At 63.1% G+C, this 16,464-nt stretch carries 12 protein-coding genes; 10 read left to right on the top strand and 2 right to left on the bottom strand.

The features are described from left to right. Positions 1-641: 641 nt before the first annotated feature. The gene (purU, locus tag ACE3SE_RS18715) at positions 642-1,508 is read right to left on the bottom strand and encodes a formyltetrahydrofolate deformylase (RefSeq protein ID WP_374557470.1); all 867 of its coding nucleotides are present in this window, start codon (positions 1,506-1,508) and stop codon (positions 642-644) included. 231 nt (positions 1,509-1,739) lie between these two features. On the opposite strand from purU, the gene ACE3SE_RS18710 reads away from it, so the two are divergent. The 7 genes from ACE3SE_RS18710 (at position 1,740) to ACE3SE_RS18680 (ending at position 10,664) form a co-directional block, all read left to right on the top strand. Beyond that, the gene (locus ACE3SE_RS18710; RefSeq protein WP_178972205.1) at positions 1,740-2,993 is read left to right on the top strand and encodes a sarcosine oxidase subunit beta family protein; all 1,254 of its coding nucleotides are present in this window, start codon (positions 1,740-1,742) and stop codon (positions 2,991-2,993) included. Between the two features lie 10 nt (positions 2,994-3,003). Beyond that, complete coding sequence (locus ACE3SE_RS18705) at positions 3,004-3,297, top strand: sarcosine oxidase subunit delta (protein ID WP_045848399.1); 294 nt, start codon at positions 3,004-3,006, stop codon at positions 3,295-3,297. Beyond that, on the top strand, positions 3,294-6,311 hold the full coding sequence (locus ACE3SE_RS18700) for a sarcosine oxidase subunit alpha family protein (protein WP_374557466.1): 3,018 nt from the start codon (positions 3,294-3,296) through the stop codon (positions 6,309-6,311). The genes ACE3SE_RS18705 and ACE3SE_RS18700 overlap by 4 nt, the downstream gene beginning before the upstream one ends. Positions 6,312-6,330: 19 nt before the next feature. Then, entirely contained in the window at positions 6,331-6,987 is a 657-nt protein-coding gene (locus ACE3SE_RS18695; protein WP_374557464.1) for a sarcosine oxidase subunit gamma, read from the top strand. Positions 6,988-7,298: 311 nt separating this feature from the next. Beyond that, on the top strand, positions 7,299-8,588 hold the full coding sequence (locus ACE3SE_RS18690) for an MFS transporter (RefSeq protein ID WP_131357922.1): 1,290 nt from the start codon (positions 7,299-7,301) through the stop codon (positions 8,586-8,588). A 41-nt stretch (positions 8,589-8,629) separates the two neighbouring features. After that, complete coding sequence (locus ACE3SE_RS18685) at positions 8,630-9,601, top strand: dipeptidase (RefSeq protein WP_045848403.1); 972 nt, start codon at positions 8,630-8,632, stop codon at positions 9,599-9,601. A gap of 217 nt (positions 9,602-9,818) precedes the next feature. Further along, a complete protein-coding gene (locus ACE3SE_RS18680) occupies positions 9,819-10,664 on the top strand; it encodes a glycine betaine ABC transporter substrate-binding protein (RefSeq protein WP_062791046.1) in 846 nt (281 codons plus the stop codon). 72 nt (positions 10,665-10,736) lie between these two features. On the opposite strand, the gene ACE3SE_RS18675 is transcribed toward ACE3SE_RS18680, so the two are convergent. Continuing rightward, entirely contained in the window at positions 10,737-11,873 is a 1,137-nt protein-coding gene (locus tag ACE3SE_RS18675) for an alpha/beta fold hydrolase (RefSeq protein WP_374557461.1), read from the bottom strand. 62 nt (positions 11,874-11,935) lie between these two features. Between ACE3SE_RS18675 and ACE3SE_RS18670 the strand changes: the two genes are divergently transcribed. From ACE3SE_RS18670 to ACE3SE_RS18660, 3 genes are read left to right on the top strand one after another with little or no spacing between them, the layout of a single operon-like run. After that, positions 11,936-12,469 (top strand): DUF5943 domain-containing protein, encoded by a 534-nt coding sequence (locus ACE3SE_RS18670; protein WP_374557459.1) that lies wholly within the window; start codon positions 11,936-11,938, stop codon positions 12,467-12,469. Between the two features lie 15 nt (positions 12,470-12,484). Continuing rightward, positions 12,485-14,545 (top strand): NADH:flavin oxidoreductase, encoded by a 2,061-nt coding sequence (locus ACE3SE_RS18665; protein ID WP_062791042.1) that lies wholly within the window; start codon positions 12,485-12,487, stop codon positions 14,543-14,545. Position 14,546: 1 nt separating this feature from the next. After that, positions 14,547-16,436 carry a DUF3483 domain-containing protein gene (locus ACE3SE_RS18660; RefSeq protein WP_374557457.1) on the top strand — a complete coding sequence of 630 codons (1,890 nt, stop codon included), beginning with the start codon at positions 14,547-14,549 and terminating at the stop codon, positions 16,434-16,436. Positions 16,437-16,464: the final 28 nt, after the last annotated feature.

The following is a 16,464-nucleotide window of genomic DNA, read 5'->3' as shown; positions in this document are numbered from 1 at the left end:
TTTGGCGAAGCAAAAGTAAAGTACCTCGACGGCGGGGCGAGACCCGCGAAGTTGATTTTGCTGTTGGTTTTGTTGGTTTTAAAGTGGTGAGCACCGAACCAAGTCTCCGCTACGCGGATGATGATTTACATGCCGCTTCCGCGCGGCGGACGGGAAGGAGAGCTTGCCTGGCCAAGCCCTCCTTCACCTCCAAGGCCACCCCAGCAAGCATGGCCTGCGGCTGCCCGACTGGTCCCGTCCGGTGCGAGGCGCGCCTGAACTCGCGATTTGCTAACGTCAAATCGCTCAAACAGGGCAGGCGCTTAAGACCTCGCCCCGGCCACCCGTCGGCATGCTTGATGGGGCCATGGGCGCGTTGGTGCGGTGGTTTTCCAGCTGGGGAAATGGATTTACTCGGGAGGATTTCACGGTGGATCGCCCCTTCGGGGCATCCACCCTACAGGGTAGACGCGTAGGGCGGAAGCCCCAGCTTTACCGGGGCGTTCCGCCGCTGTTGGTCCAGCGCCAAATAAAATCCCAAAAACAGCACAGCCATTTTCTTCTCTGACACACCTGTCGGAGCAGCCCAGTCCCGTCAGCGCGAGCCGACGCAAATGTGCCGCTCAGGGTCTTAAGCGGTCGGCTGCATGTGGAAGATATGACTAGCGCAGCACCACCGTGCGGTTGTCATTGAGGAACACCCGGCGCTCCAGGTGGTAGCGCACCGCGCGGGCCAGCGCCTGGCATTCCATGTCGCGGCCGGTGGCTTGCAGGTCTTCCGGGGTGTAGGCGTGGTCTACCCGGTCCACCACCTGTTCGATGATGGGGCCTTCGTCCAGATCGTCGGTAATGTAGTGGGCGGTGGCGCCAATCAGCTTTACCCCGCGCTCATGCGCTTGCAGATAGGGGCGGGCACCCTTGAAGCCGGGCAGGAAGGAGTGGTGGATGTTGATGGCGCGGCCGGACAGGCGGGCACAGGTGGCGCTGGTGAGCACCTGCATGTAGCGCGCCAGAATCACCAGTTCGGAGCCGGTTTCCTCGATCAGCGCCAGCAGGGCGGATTCCTGCTCGGCCTTGTTGGCCGGGTCCAGCGGCAGGTGGTGGAAGGGCAGGCCGTAGGCTTCGGCAATCGGGGCCAGGTCGCGGTGGTTGGACACTACGGCGGTGACGGTCATGTCCAGATCGCCCATTTTCTGCCGGTACAGCAAGTCATTCAGACAGTGGTCCAGCTTGGACACCATGATCATTACCCGCGCCTGTTCGCGCCGGTCCTGCAATTGCCAGCGCAGGTCCTGGTAGTGGCTGCCCATCTCGCGCATGCCCTGGTTCAGCCGTGCCGGGTCGAACACCTCGGTTTGCGGGTGGAACACGCAACGCACGAAAAAGCGCTGGCTGACGGCATCGTCAAACACCGCCAGTTCGTCGATATAACAGCCCTGGGATTCCAGCAGGGCGGAGAAACGGGCTACCTGACCGGAAGCACTGTGGCAGGTGAAGCTGAGGATGTAGGACGGTGCAGTGGCTTTCATGAGCGGGTCTTTCCTTGTCGTGTGGCAGGCGTGCTGCCTGTCCTGTGTGCGCTAACCCTAAGGCCTGGCTGCCGTGCGGGCTGGCTTCAATGCGTCCGCTTTGCGTCCATTTCAGACATGTGACGCAGTGTCGTGTCTGGGCAAGTGCTTGTCCTTTTCAGCCAAACGGCTTGGGGCTCAGGTCTGGAGAATGGGCCTTGTCCGAATACATCCACCCCGCTGGAGCCGCAGATGGCAAACCGATACTCCCTGTGGAGCCTGATCAAGAACGGGCTCAAGCATCATGAAAGCTGGCAGCCGGCCTGGAAGAGCCCGCAGCCGAAGAAAAACTACGACGTCATCATCGTCGGCGGTGGCGGCCACGGCCTGGCCACGGCTTACTACCTGGCCAAGGAGCATGGCATCAAGAATGTGGCCGTGCTGGAGAAGGGCTATCTGGGCGGCGGCAATACCGCACGCAACACCACCATCATCCGTTCCAATTATCTGTGGGATGAAGCGGCGCACTTGTACGAACACGGCCTGAAATTGTGGGAAGGCCTGTCGCAGGACCTCAACTTCAACGTGATGTTCAGCCAGCGCGGCGTGATGAACGTGGGCCACACCCTGCAGGACATGCGCGACATCGAACGCCGCGCCAATGCCAACCTGCTCAACGGCGTGGACGCGGTGGTGATGACCCCGCAGGAAATCAAGGACATGGTGCCGTTGATCGACATCAGCCACCGCACCCGCTACCCCATCATGGGTGCCAGCTTCCAGCCGCGTGGCGGCGTGGCGCGGCACGATGCGGTGGCCTGGGGTTTTGCCCGTGGCGCGTCCGAACTGGGTGTGGACATCATCGAGCAGTGCGAAGTCACCGGCCTGATCATCGAAGGCGGCCGCATCAAGGGCGTGAATACCAGCCGTGGCGACATCATGGCCGACCGCGTTGGCTGTGTGGCGGCGGGTAATTCTTCAGTGCTGGCCAAGATGGCCGGGCTGCGCCTGCCACTGGAAAGCCACCCCTTGCAGGCTTTTGTGTCCGAATCCATGAAGCCCTGTATCGACACCGTGGTGATGTCCAACGCCGTGCACGGCTATGTCAGCCAGTCCGACAAGGGCGAGCTGGTGATCGGTGCCGGTATCGACAGCTATCTGGGCTACGGCCAGCGCGGCAGCCCGCATGTGATCGAACACACCGCCGCCGCCATCATCGAGATGTTCCCGTCCTTCTCCCGCGTACGGATGAACCGCCAGTGGGGCGGCATTGTGGATGTCTCGCCGGACGCCTGCCCCATCATCAGCAAAACCCGCATCAAGGGCCTGTATTTCAACTGTGGCTGGGGTACCGGCGGCTTCAAGGCCACGCCGGGCTCGGGCAATGTGTTTGCCCACACCATCGCCCATGACGATCCGCACCCGCTGAACCGCGCGTTCTCGCTGGACCGTTTTGCCACCGGACATCTGATCGACGAGCACGGCGCAGCCGCCGTGGCTCACTAGGGAGAGGCTTATGTTGGTGATTACCTGCCCGTACTGCCAAGAGGCAAGGGAAGAAGAAGAGTTCAGCTACGCCGGTGAAGCCTATATCGCCCGCCCGGCAGTGCCGGAAGAAGTGGACGACGCCACCTGGGGCGACTACGTGTTCCACCGCAAGAACCCGCGTGGCTGGCACTGGGAGCAATGGCAGCACGTGGCCGGCTGTCGCAAGGTGTTTGCGGTAAAGCGCCACACCGTCAGCTATGAAATTGCCGGCTCCTGGACGCTGGCCGACGGCAAGGCACTGTATCTGGAGGAACAAGCATGAGCGGCTATCGCATCCATCGCCCGGGCGAGCGCATCAATCGCCAGAAGCCGCTGAGCTTCATCTTCGACAATGTGCAGTACAAGGCCTTCTCCGGCGACACCCTGGCCTCGGCCCTGCTGGCCAACGGCGTGCGCCTGATCGGCCGCAGTTTCAAGTATGGCCGCCCGCGCGGCATCGTCGGCTTTGGTGCCGAGGAGCCGAATGCGCTGATCCAGCTGGAAACCGGCGCGCATACCGTGCCCGACCTCAAGGCCACGCAAGTGGAGCTGTACCAGGGCCTGCTGGCGGGCAGCACCACCGGCTACCCCTCGCTGGACTTCGACCTCAAGGGCTTGCTGGGCAAGTTTGGCCGCTTCATGCCGCCGGGCTTCTACTACAAGACCTTCATGGAGCCGGTGAAAGCCTGGCCCATCTACGAGAAATACATCCGCAAGGCCGCCGGTTATGGCCGTGCCCCGACCGAAGCCGACCCGGAAAGCTACGACCACCTGCATCACCATATCGATGTGCTGGTAGTGGGCGGCGGTGCTGCCGGCCTGTGGGCTGCCACGCTGGCCGGCCGTGCCGGGCTGAAAACCCTGCTGGTGGACGAGCAGGCTGAAATGGGCGGCTGGCTGCTGACCGAACGCCGCAGCCGCATCGACGGCCTGTCCGGCATGGACTGGGTGGGCCAGCGTCTGGCCGAACTGGCCAGCCTGCCCAATGTCACCGTGCTGCCACGCACCACGGCCTTTGCCCTGCACGACCTTAACCTGGTACAGGCGGTGGAGCTGCTGCAAGACCACCTGCCGCTGACCGAGCGCAATGCCGCGCTGCCGCGCCAGCGTCTGCACAAGATTCGCGCTCATCAGGTGATTCTGGCCAGCGGTGCCATCGAACGCCCGCTGGTGTTCGGTTACAACGATGTGCCGGGCGTGATGACTGCTGCCGCCGGTCACAGCTACCTCAACCGCTACGGCGTGGCCGTGGGCCGCGAAGTGCTGGTGCAAACCCAGAACGATGCCGCTTACGAAGCCGCGCTGGACCTGGCGCTGTCCGGCGTCAAGGTGACGCTGGCCGATGCCCGTCAGGGCGGAGCTGCCGCATGGCGTCAGCAAGCACTGAAGAATGCCGGTGCCGAATTGCTGCTGGGCCATGGCATTGCCAAGGTGCTGGGCGACAAGAGCGTCAGCGGTGCACAGCTGGTGAAGCTGGATGGCCGCAACAATCAGGTGGTTGGCTCCGGCCCGCGCCTGAGTGTGGACACCGTGCTGTCCTCCGGCGGCCTGACTTCCACCGTGCACCTGTTCTGCCATAACGGTGGCCGACCGGTGTGGAATCAGCAGCAGCTGTCCTTTGTCTGCCCGGATGAAGGCCGTGAAAACATTGCCTGCGTCGGTGCCATCACCGGCCGCTGGGAGTTGTCCGATGCGCTGAGCCAGACCCACGCCGCCGTGGCCGCCCTGTTGCTGGGCCATGGTCGTGGCAGCACCGGCAAGGCCCCGGCAGTCGCCAGCGAAGAAGTGGCCGCGCCGCGTGCCATCTTCCGCCTGCCGGACGGCAAGCCGGAAGGCCACGGTGCCAAGGCCTTTGTCGACTACCAGAACGATGTGGCCGCCGCCGACATCCACACGGCAGTGCGCGAAAACTATCGCTCCATCGAACACGTCAAGCGCTATACCGCGCTGGGCTTCGGTACCGATCAGGGCAAGCTGTCCAATATCAACGGCTTTGCCATTGCCGCCGAAGCGCTGGGCAAACCCATTGCCGAAGTGGGCACCACCACCTACCGGCCGTCCTACACCCCGGTGACTTTTGGCGCGCTGGCAGGCCCGCACGTGGGCGAAACCTTCGATCCGCGCCGCTACACCGCCATGCATGCCAGCCATGATGCACGCAAGGCCGAGTACGAAGTGGTGGGCCAGTGGCTGCGCCCCTGGTACTTCCCCAAGCCGGGTGAAGACCTGCACGCCGCGGTCAACCGCGAATGCCTGGCCACCCGTAACAGCGTGGGTGTGATGGATGCTTCCACCCTGGGCAAGATCGACGTCAAGGGCCCGGATGCGCGCGAATTCCTCAACCGCATCTACAGCAATGCCTGGAGCAAGCTGGACCCCGGCAAGTGCCGCTACGGCCTGATGCTGGACGAAAACGGCATGGTGATGGACGACGGTGTGACTGCCTGCCTGGCAGACGACCACTTCCACATGACCACCACCACCGGCGGTGCGGCGCGGGTGTACAGCTGGCTGGAGCGCTGGCACCAGACCGAATGGCCGGAGCTGAAAGTACGCTTCACCACCACTACCGACCACTGGGCCACCGTGGCCGTGGTGGGGCCGAACAGCCGCAAGGTGCTGCAAAAGCTGTGTACCGACATCGACTTCGACAAGGACGCCTTCAAGTTCATGGATGGTCGCAGCGGCACCGTGGCCGGGCTGCCGGCGCGAGTGTTCCGCATCAGCTTCTCCGGTGAACTGGCCTACGAAATCAATGTGGATGCCAACTATGGCCGCTACATGTGGGAAGAAGTGATGAAGGCGGGTGCCGAGTTCGACATCACCCCCTACGGCACCGAAACCATGCACGTGTTGCGGGCCGAGAAGGGCTTCATCATCGTCGGTCAGGATACCGACGGCTCGATGAGCCCGAACGATCTGGCCATGAGCTGGGCAGTGGGCATGAAAAAGCCGTTCAGCTTCCTCGGCAAGCGTTCGCTGCTGCGCTCGCACACCGCAGGCGAAGGCCGCAAGCAGCTGGTGGGCCTGCTGCCGCTGGACCCGAAAGTGGTACTGGCCGAAGGCGCGCAGATTCTCAGCAATACCGATGACACGGTGCCGGCTGTCATGCAGGGCCATGTCACCTCCAGTTATCACAGTGCCTTCCTTGGCCGCTCCATTGCCATGGCCGTGCTGAAGGATGGCAGCAAGCGTGAGGGCGACACGGTGTTCGTCTGGGCGCATGGCAAGAGTGTGCCGGCGCAGGTGGTGTCGTCAGTGTTCGTGGACAAGGAAGGGGTGCGTCAACATGCCTAAGCAAGGTTTCCAACCATTCATGGAGTCGCCGCTCCATCACTTCAAGCTGGATGCCGAGGCGCAACCGCGCCGTGCCGATGGCCGCATCTGGTGTAACGAACTGCCGCACCTTGGCTATGCCGTGCTGCGTGGCGATACCGCCGAAGCCGGTTTCTCCCAACTGGTGGAGCAAGTCACCGGCCTCGCCCTGCCACTGAAAGCCGGGGCAGTCAGCCAAGGCCCGCAAGGCGTGCTGATGTGGACCTCGCCGGATGAATGGCTGCTGGTGAGCCATCGCCAGCGTCTGGCCGACTGGACGGCGCAGCTGGATGCCGGTTTTGCCGCGCAACAGCTGTTTGCCCAGACGGTGGATTCCAGCGGCGGCCTGACCCTGGCCTGGCTGGGCGGGGCCGAGCACATCACCGTGCTGCGTCATCTGGGGGTGTACGACTTCGAATCCATCCCGCTGGGCCATATGGTGAGCACCGTGCTGGGCAAGGCCACCGTGCAGGTAATCCGTCTGGATACCGACGGCGTGTTCGTGGTGTTCCGCCGCAGCTTTGCCGACTATGTGTGGCGTCTGCTGCGCCGCGCCGCGCAGCCCTACGGCTTTGCCGTGTGCCAGCTGGAAGCGCGCAGTGACCATCCGCTGTTTGCCCAGCTGGCTGCGCCCAGGCCCAGCCTGATCCTTGCCTGAAACCGCTCCGCGGCCCTGCCATTGGCAGGGCCGTTTTTTGTTGTCGACCGTCTCCCTCATCCCGCTGTTTGGTCTGTCCCCAACTTTGTGTTCGCCTCAGGCATCTTTGCCTGCTCAGTGCGGCGGCCGTGTTTGTCCTGCTTCGACCGGCTGGTCGGTATGTGGCAAATACCTGTCGCAAGCGCTGAACAGAGGCGGTTTCGTCTCCGGCACCATGCATGCAATGGCGGACAGACTTGGCCATTTTGCTCAGGAGAGTAGCGTGAACCTCAACTTCCATCGATGTCGATCCGGCTTTATCGGGAGCCCGCATGACTGATCGCGCCGAGCAGCAAGTGTTGTTCAAGGTGATTCTGGCCGCCTCGGTCGGCAATTTCGTCGAATGGTTCGACTTTGCCGTCTATGGCTTTCTGGCCACGGTGATTGCCCAGCATTTCTTTCCGGGCAGCAGCGCCGACATCAGCTTGCTGAAAACCTTTGCCGTATTCGCGGTGGCCTTTGCCTTCCGCCCGCTCGGTGGCGTGGTGTTCGGCATGCTGGGGGACCGCATCGGCCGCAAGCGCACGCTGGCCATCACCATCCTGCTGATGGCCGGGGCCACCACGCTGATCGGCCTGTTGCCGGACTACGCCAGCATCGGTCTGGCCGCTCCCGTGCTGCTGACGCTGGCGCGTTGCGTGCAGGGTTTTTCCGCCGGTGGCGAATACGCCGGGGCCTGTGCCTATGTGATGGAACACGCGCCCAGCCATCACCGGGCGCGCTATGGCAGCTTTCTGCCGGTCTCCACTTTTTCTGCCTTTGCCTGCGCGGCGGTGCTGGTGTTTGCCCTCAACCAGTGGCTCAGCCCGCAAGCGCTGGCCGACTGGGGCTGGCGGCTGCCTTTCCTGATTGCCGCACCGCTGGGGCTGGTGGGCTGGTATCTGCGTAACCGTCTGGCGGAAACCCCGGCTTTCCGCGCGCTGGAGCAGCGCCAGCAAACCGAGCACGCGCCGCTGCGCCAGGCCTTTGCCAGTCATGGCCGCCCCATTGCCTGGCTGTCGGCCTTCATCTCGGTGACGGCGCTGTCGTTTTATACCTTCACCACCTATCTGAGCACTTACTTGCAGCAGGTGGCGGGCATGAGCCGCGGCAATGCCCTGCTGGTGTCGGTGCTGTCCCTGCTGTTTGCTGCGCTGCTGTGCCCGCTGGCCGGGCGTTATTCCGACCGGGTAGGGCGGCGGCGCAGTATGGCCACGGTGTGCGGGCTGATTGTGCTCACCATCTTTCCTTCGTTCTGGCTGGCGCAAAGCGGTCAGCTGTGGCTGGCGGTGCTGGGCGGCATGTTGCAGGCCTTGCCCGCGGTGCTGTCCGGCGTGGTGACCGCGCCCTTGCTGTCGGAAAGCTTTCCCACCCGCATCCGCTATACCGCGGGTGCCATCAGCTACAACCTGGCTTACACCATCTTTGGCGGCACTGCGCCCCTGATGGCGACCTGGCTGATTGATGTGTCCGGCAGTCATCTGGCCCCCGCTGTTTATCTGATGCTGGTGGCGCTGTTTGCCCTGGCAGGCGGCTTGCGCCTGCCGGAAACCGTTCATGTGCGGCTGGCCGAGGTGTCCTGAGCCGCTTGTTGTTCCACTTTTTTCTGTTGGGGAGTACGTGTATGACGACGCTGCATCAGGACGCACTGGTGATTGACGGGCTGATCATTGCCAAATGGAGCCGCGAGGTGTTTGACGACATGCGCCGTGGCGGCTTGTCGGCTGCCAACTGTACCGTGTCGGTGTGGGAAGGCTTTCAGGACACCGTGGCCAATATCGCGGAGATGAAAAAGCAGATTCGCGATTACAGTGACATCCTCACCCTGGTGCGTACCACCGAGGACGTGCGCCGTGCCAAGGCCGAGGGCAAGACCGGCATCATCCTGGGTTTCCAGAACGCCCACGCTTTTGAAGACAATCTGGGTTATATCGAAGCCTTTGCCGACATGGGCGTGCGCGTGGTGCAGCTGTGCTACAACACGCAAAACCTGGTGGGCACCGGCTGCTACGAGCGCGACGGCGGCCTGTCCGGCTTTGGCCGCGAAGTAATCAACGAGATGAACCGCGTGGGCATCATGGTGGATCTGTCCCATGTGGGCGGCAACACCTCGCGCGAGGCCATTCTGGAATCCAAAAAACCGGTGTGCTACTCGCACTGCCTGCCGTCCGGCCTGAAAGAACACCCGCGTAACAAGAGCGATGAAGAACTGCGCTTCATTGCCGACCATGGCGGCTTCATCGGCGTCACCATGTTCCCGCCCTTCCTCAAGCGCGGCATCGAGGCCACGGTGGACGACTATGTCGAGGCCATGGACTACATCATCAACCTGGTGGGTGAGGATTGCGTGGGTTATGGCACCGACTTCACCCAGGGCTATGACAAGGGCTTTTTTGACTGGATCACCCACGACAAGGGCCGTCATCGTCGCCTGACCAACTTTGGCACCATCCTCAATCCGGAAGGCATCCGCACCATCGGCGAAACGCCGAATCTGACCGCTGCCATGGAAAAGGCCGGCTGGTCCGAGAGCAAGATCCGCAAGGTGCTGGGTGAAAACTGGCTCCGTGTATTTGCAGACGTCTGGGGTAGTTGAGCCTTGAGCGGGGTCGCAAGACCCCGCTTTTTTATTCGCTTGCCACTGTGCCCGTCACCAGCGGGCTGCCGTTTACAACGAGAATGCCGGGCTGCCTTAGGCAGACTCTGGTGCAGTGCTGTAACGGAAGCGGGCTGACAACACGGCACTTTCATGATGCCGCACCCGCTCTGTGATGTTCATCCTTGATTCAACCTGTCTATCTTTGGAGAACGCAATGCTGAAACGCCAATTTCTTGCCCTGCTGCTGGCCGGTGTGGCCCTGCCATTCTGTAGCCATGCGGCTGACAAGCCCACCATCAAGATCGGCTACGTAGAAGGCTGGTCGGATAGTGTGGCCACCACCAATGTGGCGGCCAACATCATCCGCAACAAGCTGGGTTATCCGGTGGAAATGGTGCCGGTGGCTGCCGGCATCATGTGGCAGGGGGTGGCCCGGGGCGACCTGGACGCCACGCTGTCTGCCTGGCTGCCCACCACCCACGAAGCGTATTACACCCAGTTCAAGGACAAGGTGGTGGATGTGGCGGTGAACTACCCGGGTGCCAAGATCGGCCTGATCGTGCCTGATTACGTGGCCGCACATTCCATTGCCGACCTCAACGCCAACAAGGCCGCCTTCCAGGGCCGTATTGTCGGTATCGATGCCGGTGCCGGCGTGATGAAGAAAACCGAAGAAGCCATCAAGAAATACCAGCTGGACTACACCCTGCTGCCCAGCTCCGGCACCGGCATGGCGGCTGAACTGGCCCGCTCCATCAACAGCAAGAAATCCATTGCCGTTACCGGCTGGATTCCGCACTGGATGTTTGCCAAATGGAAGCTGCGCTTCCTGGAAGACCCGCAGAAGGTGTACGGCGATGCCGAGCATGTGGATAGCGTGATCAACCCCGGTCTCACCGCCAAGGCGCCGGAAGTGGTGGCCTTCTTCAAGAAATTCCGCTGGAAGCCGGAGGAAATCGGCAAGGTGATGCTGGATGTGGAAAACGGTGCCAAACCGGCAGCCGCAGCAGATAGCTGGGTGAAGGCCAATGGTGCCAAGGTAAACGAGTGGACACACTGATCACGGCCTGAATGGCGACAGCCCGCTGCCTGGTTCATGGTGGCGGGCTGTTTGTTGCTGTATGGCCAGGCGCTACCGGGGATCGCCGTTGCTGCCGTTGTCCACCAGCACCGTAACGCGGCTGGTGGGTGTCATCAGCAGGCTGTTTTGCTTGGACGATGGTTCAGGTTCGGACCGTGCCATATGCTGGTGCAGCCAGTTTTCCAGCAAGGGCCAGATTTCGTTCTTGGCATTTTTCGACAATAACAGCCGTTCGTGGCTGTAATCCTCCACAAAGCCCTGTGCCTGACTGCACAGCACATAGCGCTTGCCGGGGCTGCCAAAGCTGTCCAGCAAACGCTGGCAGCCCTCCGCCGGTGAAATGAAGTCATCCCCACCGCCAGCCAGCGCCAGTACCGGCAGTTGCTGCCTGCCCAGTGCAGCCAGATAGTCAAAACCATCCTTGCCCAGCATGCGGCCTTGCAGATTCCACCGGCACCATTGGCGCAGCAGGCGGCTGCTTTCCGCCTCGGTGGCCAGTGGCATCCAGTGACTGGCAATTTGCCGGCGCAAGGGCAGCAGCCAGGAAATCAGGCGAATCTTTTGCTGCATGGCCCAGCTGCGCTGGCGGCTGGCTGCCTGGGCAGCCAGCATCTGCAAACCGGCCAGCCGCTCGCAGGCCGGGGCCTGTCTGGCCAGCCACATGGCGGCAATCACCGCTCCGGCGGAATGGCCCAGCCAGAAGGGGCGCAGTGGCGCGCAGTTTTCTTCCACCGCGCGCAATACGGCCGGGACATCCTGTGTGGCCAGGGTTTCGAAATCGAAGCTGCGGCGCGGCGTGTCGCTGTGGCCGTGCCCACGCCAGTCAAACAACCAGCATTGCCAGCCGCGCGCGGCCAGATGGCTGGCCAGTGGTGCGCAACTGCGTTGATTGGAAAAAGTGCCATGGGCCAGGATCAGCGGCGGACTGCCCCGGTCTCCCATGCGGCTGAGGAACAGGCGGGTACCGTCGTCGGTAAGCGTGTGCATGGTCAGGAACCTGTCGGAAAGTGGAGGTGGGGAGGCATCACTGGCCGGGCCGGTGACATGACCGTTGAATATGCCCGGATTGATGTCGCGCTTGGACTGGCCGAAAGTTGGACAGCCCCGCTGCTTGCTGCGTTGTCTGTTGCCGACCGGCTTGTCGGTATGGGGCAAATACCTGTCGCAAGCGCTGAACAGCGTCAGCATGCCCTCCGGCACCATGCAAGGCAATGGCGGACAGACTCGCCCATCTTGCTCAGGAGAGTGGCATGCAACCTCAACTTCCCATCGACGTGGATGCCGACACCGGCGTCTGGAGTACCAACGGCCTGCCCATGCTGTATGTGCCGCGGCATTTCTTCATCAACAACCATCTGGCCATCGAGGCAGCACTGGGCCGTCGCGTGTACGCCGATTCGCTGTACGAAGCCGGTTACCGTTCTGCCCATTTCTGGTGTGGCAGCGAGGCGCAAACCCATGGCCTGGAGGGCATGGCGGTGTTCGAACACTATCTGTCCCGCCTGTCGCAGCGCGGCTGGGGCCAGTTCAGCTTCATCGAAGCCGACGAAGTGACCGGCAATGCCAGCATCCGCCTGGACAACTCCTGTTTCGTGCTGGCCCAGGGCGTGGCCGGTGCACCGCAGAGCGAACACATGGCCTGCTATCTGTTTGCCGGCTGGTTTGCCGGTGCCATGGACTGGGTGGGCGAAAACCTGGGCCATGACTACCGCACCGTCAGCCGCGAAAGCCAGTGTGCCGGCCTGGGTGCCGACTACTGCATTTTCACCGTTCATCCCTTGTAAGCCGGGAGTCGTCCCATGCGCTATCCGCACCTGTTTGCGCCCATTACCCTGAACAAGCTGACGCTGCGCAACCGCGTGGTGAGCACCGCGCATGCCGAGGTGTATGCCGAACCGGGCGGCCTGCCCGGCGACCGTTACATCCGCTATTACGAAGAAAAGGCCAAGGGCGGCCTGGGCCTGGCCATTTGTGGCGGCTCCAGCCCGGTGTCCATCGACAGCCCGCAAAGCTGGTGGAAGTCGGTGAACCTGGCCACCGACGCCATCATCGACCCGCTGGCGCGGCTGGCCGAGGCCATGCACCGCCACGGCGCCAAGATCATGATCCAGGCCACCCACATGGGTCGCCGCTCCAGCTATTACGGCGAGCACTGGCCGCATCTGGTCAGCCCGTCCGGCATTCGCGAACCGGTACACCGTGGCAATGCCAAGGTGATCGAGCAGCATGAAATCCGCCGCATCATTGCCGACTTTGCCCAGGCTGCGCGCCGGGTGAAGGCTGCCGGCATGGACGGCATCGAGATTTCCGCCGCCCACCAGCATCTGATCGACCAGTTCTGGAGCCCGCGCACCAACTTTCGTACCGACGAATGGGGCGGCAGCTTTGAAAACCGCCTGCGCTTTGGCGTGGAAGTGCTCAATGCGGTGCGGGCCGAAGTAGGCCCGGATTTCTGCGTCGGCCTGCGCATGTGCGGTGACGAATTCCATGAAGACGGCCTCAGCCACGACATGCTGAAGGACATTGCCGCGGCCATGTCGGAAACCGGCCTGATCGACTACCTGTCGGTGGTGGGGTCCGGTGCCGACACCCATAACACCCTGGCCAACTGCATGCCGCCGATGGCCTTGCCGCCGGAGCCGTTTGTGCATCTGGCTGCCGGCATCAAGTCGGTGTCCAAGGTGCCGGTGATGCACGCGCAAAGCATTCGCGACCCGGTACAGGCCGAACGCATTCTGGCCAGCGGCATGGTGGACATGGTGGGCATGACCCGTGCCCATATTGCCGACCCGCATCTGGTGATCAAGATCCGCGATGGCAAGGAGGACCAGATCCGCCAGTGCGTGGGGGCCAACTACTGTATCGACCGCCAGTATCACGGTCAGGATGTGTTGTGCATCCAGAATGCCGCCACCAGCCGTGAAGCCACCATGCCGCACGACATTGCCAAGGCCGACAAGCTGCGCAAGGTGGTGGTGGTAGGTGCCGGCCCGGCCGGGCTGGAAGCCGCCCGCGTGGCGCGCGAGCGTGGCCATGAAGTGGTGCTGTTCGAGAAACAGCCGCAGGTAGGCGGGCAGATCGTACTCGCCGCCAAGGCCCCGCAGCGCGAACAAATGGCCGGCATCGTGCGCTGGCTGGACATGGAAACCCAGCGTCTGGGGGTGGATCGCCGTCTGGGCGTGGCCGCCGACAAGGCGATGATCCTGGCGGAAAAACCGGACATCGTAGTGCTGGCCACCGGCGGTATTCCCTATACCAGCCAGGTGCCGGACTGGGGCGTGGATGAGGGCATTGCCGTCAGCAGCTGGGACATCCTGTCCGGCAAGGTGGAACCGGGCAAGAACGTGCTGGTGTATGACGCCGTCAGCACCCAGGCCGGTTTCGGCGTGGCCGACTTCCTGTCCAGCCGTGGCAGCACGGTGGAAATCGTCACCCCCGACGTAAAAGTGGGCGACGACACCGGCGGGACGACTTTCCCCATTTTCTACCGTCGCCTGTACGCACAGGGCATCATCCCCACCCCCAATTTCTGGCTGGACAAGGTGTATGCCGAAGGCGACAAGAAAATCGCCGTGCTGCGCAATGAATACACCGAGGCGCTGGAAGAGCGGGCGGTGGATCAGGTGGTGATCGAAAACGGCATCCTGCCCAATGACAGCCTGTACTGGGACATGAAGGAGCTATCGAAGAACCAGGGTCAGACCGATGTCCACACCCTGTTTGCCTCGCAGCCGCAGCCTTCCCTGTCGCAGCCGCTGGCGGCGGGTGAGTTTTTGCTGTTCCGCGTGGGTGACTGCATTTCCATGCACAACATCCACGGTGCCATCTACGACGCCCTGCGTCTGGTGAAGGATTTCTGACATGAGCTTCTCCCTTGCCCATGCCCTGACCGGACTGTTCTGGCTGGGTGCTCTCCTGCTGCTGGGTGGCCTGGCCAGACGTGCCAGCCTGTGGCAGCAGGGGCGCAGCGCCAGTGTGTCCTGGCTTGGCCTTCTGGCCATGCCCAAGCGCTATTTTGTCGATATCCACCACGTGGTGGCACGTGAACCCGCCGTGGCCCGTGCCCACGTGGCGGCAGCCGGTGGCGGCGTGGCCATCCTGCTGCTGTCGGCCCTCAACTACGGCCTGATGCTGTACCAGGGCTGGCTGGACGTGCTGCTGGTGCTGATGGCGGCAGTGATGCTGCTGGGCGCACGCATGATGCAGGCCCGTCGCTTGCAAGCCCCGCCGCGCCTGTCGCAAGGCCGCTGGCAAGTATTGCCCGCCCGCCTGCGCCTGTTTGCGCTGGGCAGCCTGCTGGCGGCCGGCCTGCTGTTTGCCGGCCCGCAGCTGGGCATGGCCGGGCAGCTGATTGCCGTGGTGGCGCTGCTGATGCTGGCCTTGGGCGGTGCCGAACTGGCGCTGGGCATTGGCCTCGGTTGGCCGATGAAACATGCGGTGGCCGGTTTGCTGCATCTGGCCTTTCACCCGCGTGCCGAACGCTTTGCCGGTAAATCCTCCGACCTCAAGCCGCTGAATCTGGCCGCGGGCGAGCTGGGTGTGGCCAAGGTGGAGGACTTCGCCTGGAACCGTCTGCTGTCCTTTGACGCCTGCGTGCAGTGCGGCAAGTGCGAGGCCGCCTGTCCGGCCTATGCCGCCGGTCAGCCGCTCAACCCGAAAAAGCTGATCCAGGACATGGTAGCGGCACAGAGCCGTGGCACCGACCCGGCCTATGCCGGCAACCCGCATCCGGGCCGCGAGGCGGCCGTGGTGGTGAAGCCGGGCGAGGACATCGTCGGCAGCGTGCTGGCGGCGGAAACGCTGTGGTCCTGCACCACTTGCCGCGCCTGCGTGGAAAACTGCCCGATGCTGATCGAGCATGTGGACACCGTGGTCAACCTGCGTCGTCACGTCACCCTCAGCCGGGGCGAAGTGCCGGGCAAGGGCAGCGAGGCGCTGGCCAATCTGCGCAATACCGACACCGTGGGCGGCTACCCGCTGGCGGTGCGTTACCACTGGGCGATTGACCTGGACCTGCCGGTGCTGCAGCCGGGTGAGCAAACCGAATGGCTGTTGCTCGCCGGTGAGGGCGCATTCGACATGCGTTACCAGCGTGCATTGCGCGCGCTGGTGAAAGTACTGAAAGCCGCCGGGGTGAAGGTGGCTGTACTGGGCGAAGCCGAGCGCGACTGCGGCGACGTGGCGCGCCGTCTGGGCGACGAAGCCGGTTTCCAGCGGCTGGCCCAGGCCAATATCGCCACGCTGGCGCAATACCGCTTTGCTCACATCGTCACGCCGGACCCGCATGTTTTTCATTGCCTGGCCAATGAATACCCGGCGCTGGGCGGCCAGTTTGACGTATGGCATCACAGCAAGCTGCTGGAACACCTGCTGGCGCGTCGCGCCATTCCGCTGAAGGCCGATGCCACGCCGCTGCCGCCGCTCACCTTCCACGACCCCTGCTATCTGGGCCGTTACAACGATGGCTTCAATGCGCCGCGCAATGTGCTCAAGGGCATTGGTATCAAAGTTGTCGATATGCAGCGCTCCGGGCGCGACGCCCGCTGCTGCGGCTGGGGTGGTGGCGCGGCCTTTACCGATATTCCCGGTCAGCGTCGTATCCCCGACATGCGCATGGATGACATCCGCGAAACCGGCACCGGCCGGGTAGCGGTGGCCTGCCCCAATTGCACGGCCATGCTGGAAGGCGTGGTGGGTGAGCGGGCAGACGTGATCGAACTGGCCGAACTGGTGGCCGAACGCCTGGCCTGAGGCGAGCCGGGGCAGAAGCACAGACTTC

Source organism: Aquitalea pelogenes (genome assembly GCF_041914625.1).
Classification (GTDB): domain Bacteria; phylum Pseudomonadota; class Gammaproteobacteria; order Burkholderiales; family Chromobacteriaceae; genus Aquitalea; species Aquitalea pelogenes.
This window is presented reverse-complemented; position numbering and strand designations above follow the sequence as displayed.

Excerpts from the sequence above, each read along its gene's own strand:
- purU (WP_374557470.1), bottom strand. The coding sequence starts at position 1,508 with ATGAAAGCCACTGCACCGTCCTACATCCTCAGCTTCACCTGCCACAGT.
- ACE3SE_RS18710 (WP_178972205.1), top strand. The coding sequence starts at position 1,740 with ATGGCAAACCGATACTCCCTGTGGAGCCTGATCAAGAACGGGCTCAAG.
- ACE3SE_RS18705 (WP_045848399.1), top strand. The coding sequence starts at position 3,004 with ATGTTGGTGATTACCTGCCCGTACTGCCAAGAGGCAAGGGAAGAAGAA.
- ACE3SE_RS18700 (WP_374557466.1), top strand. The coding sequence starts at position 3,294 with ATGAGCGGCTATCGCATCCATCGCCCGGGCGAGCGCATCAATCGCCAG.
- ACE3SE_RS18695 (WP_374557464.1), top strand. The coding sequence starts at position 6,331 with ATGGAGTCGCCGCTCCATCACTTCAAGCTGGATGCCGAGGCGCAACCG.
- ACE3SE_RS18690 (WP_131357922.1), top strand. The coding sequence starts at position 7,299 with ATGACTGATCGCGCCGAGCAGCAAGTGTTGTTCAAGGTGATTCTGGCC.
- ACE3SE_RS18685 (WP_045848403.1), top strand. The coding sequence starts at position 8,630 with ATGACGACGCTGCATCAGGACGCACTGGTGATTGACGGGCTGATCATT.
- ACE3SE_RS18680 (WP_062791046.1), top strand. The coding sequence starts at position 9,819 with ATGCTGAAACGCCAATTTCTTGCCCTGCTGCTGGCCGGTGTGGCCCTG.
- ACE3SE_RS18675 (WP_374557461.1), bottom strand. The coding sequence starts at position 11,873 with ATGCTGACGCTGTTCAGCGCTTGCGACAGGTATTTGCCCCATACCGAC.
- ACE3SE_RS18670 (WP_374557459.1), top strand. The coding sequence starts at position 11,936 with ATGCAACCTCAACTTCCCATCGACGTGGATGCCGACACCGGCGTCTGG.
- ACE3SE_RS18665 (WP_062791042.1), top strand. The coding sequence starts at position 12,485 with ATGCGCTATCCGCACCTGTTTGCGCCCATTACCCTGAACAAGCTGACG.
- ACE3SE_RS18660 (WP_374557457.1), top strand. The coding sequence starts at position 14,547 with ATGAGCTTCTCCCTTGCCCATGCCCTGACCGGACTGTTCTGGCTGGGT.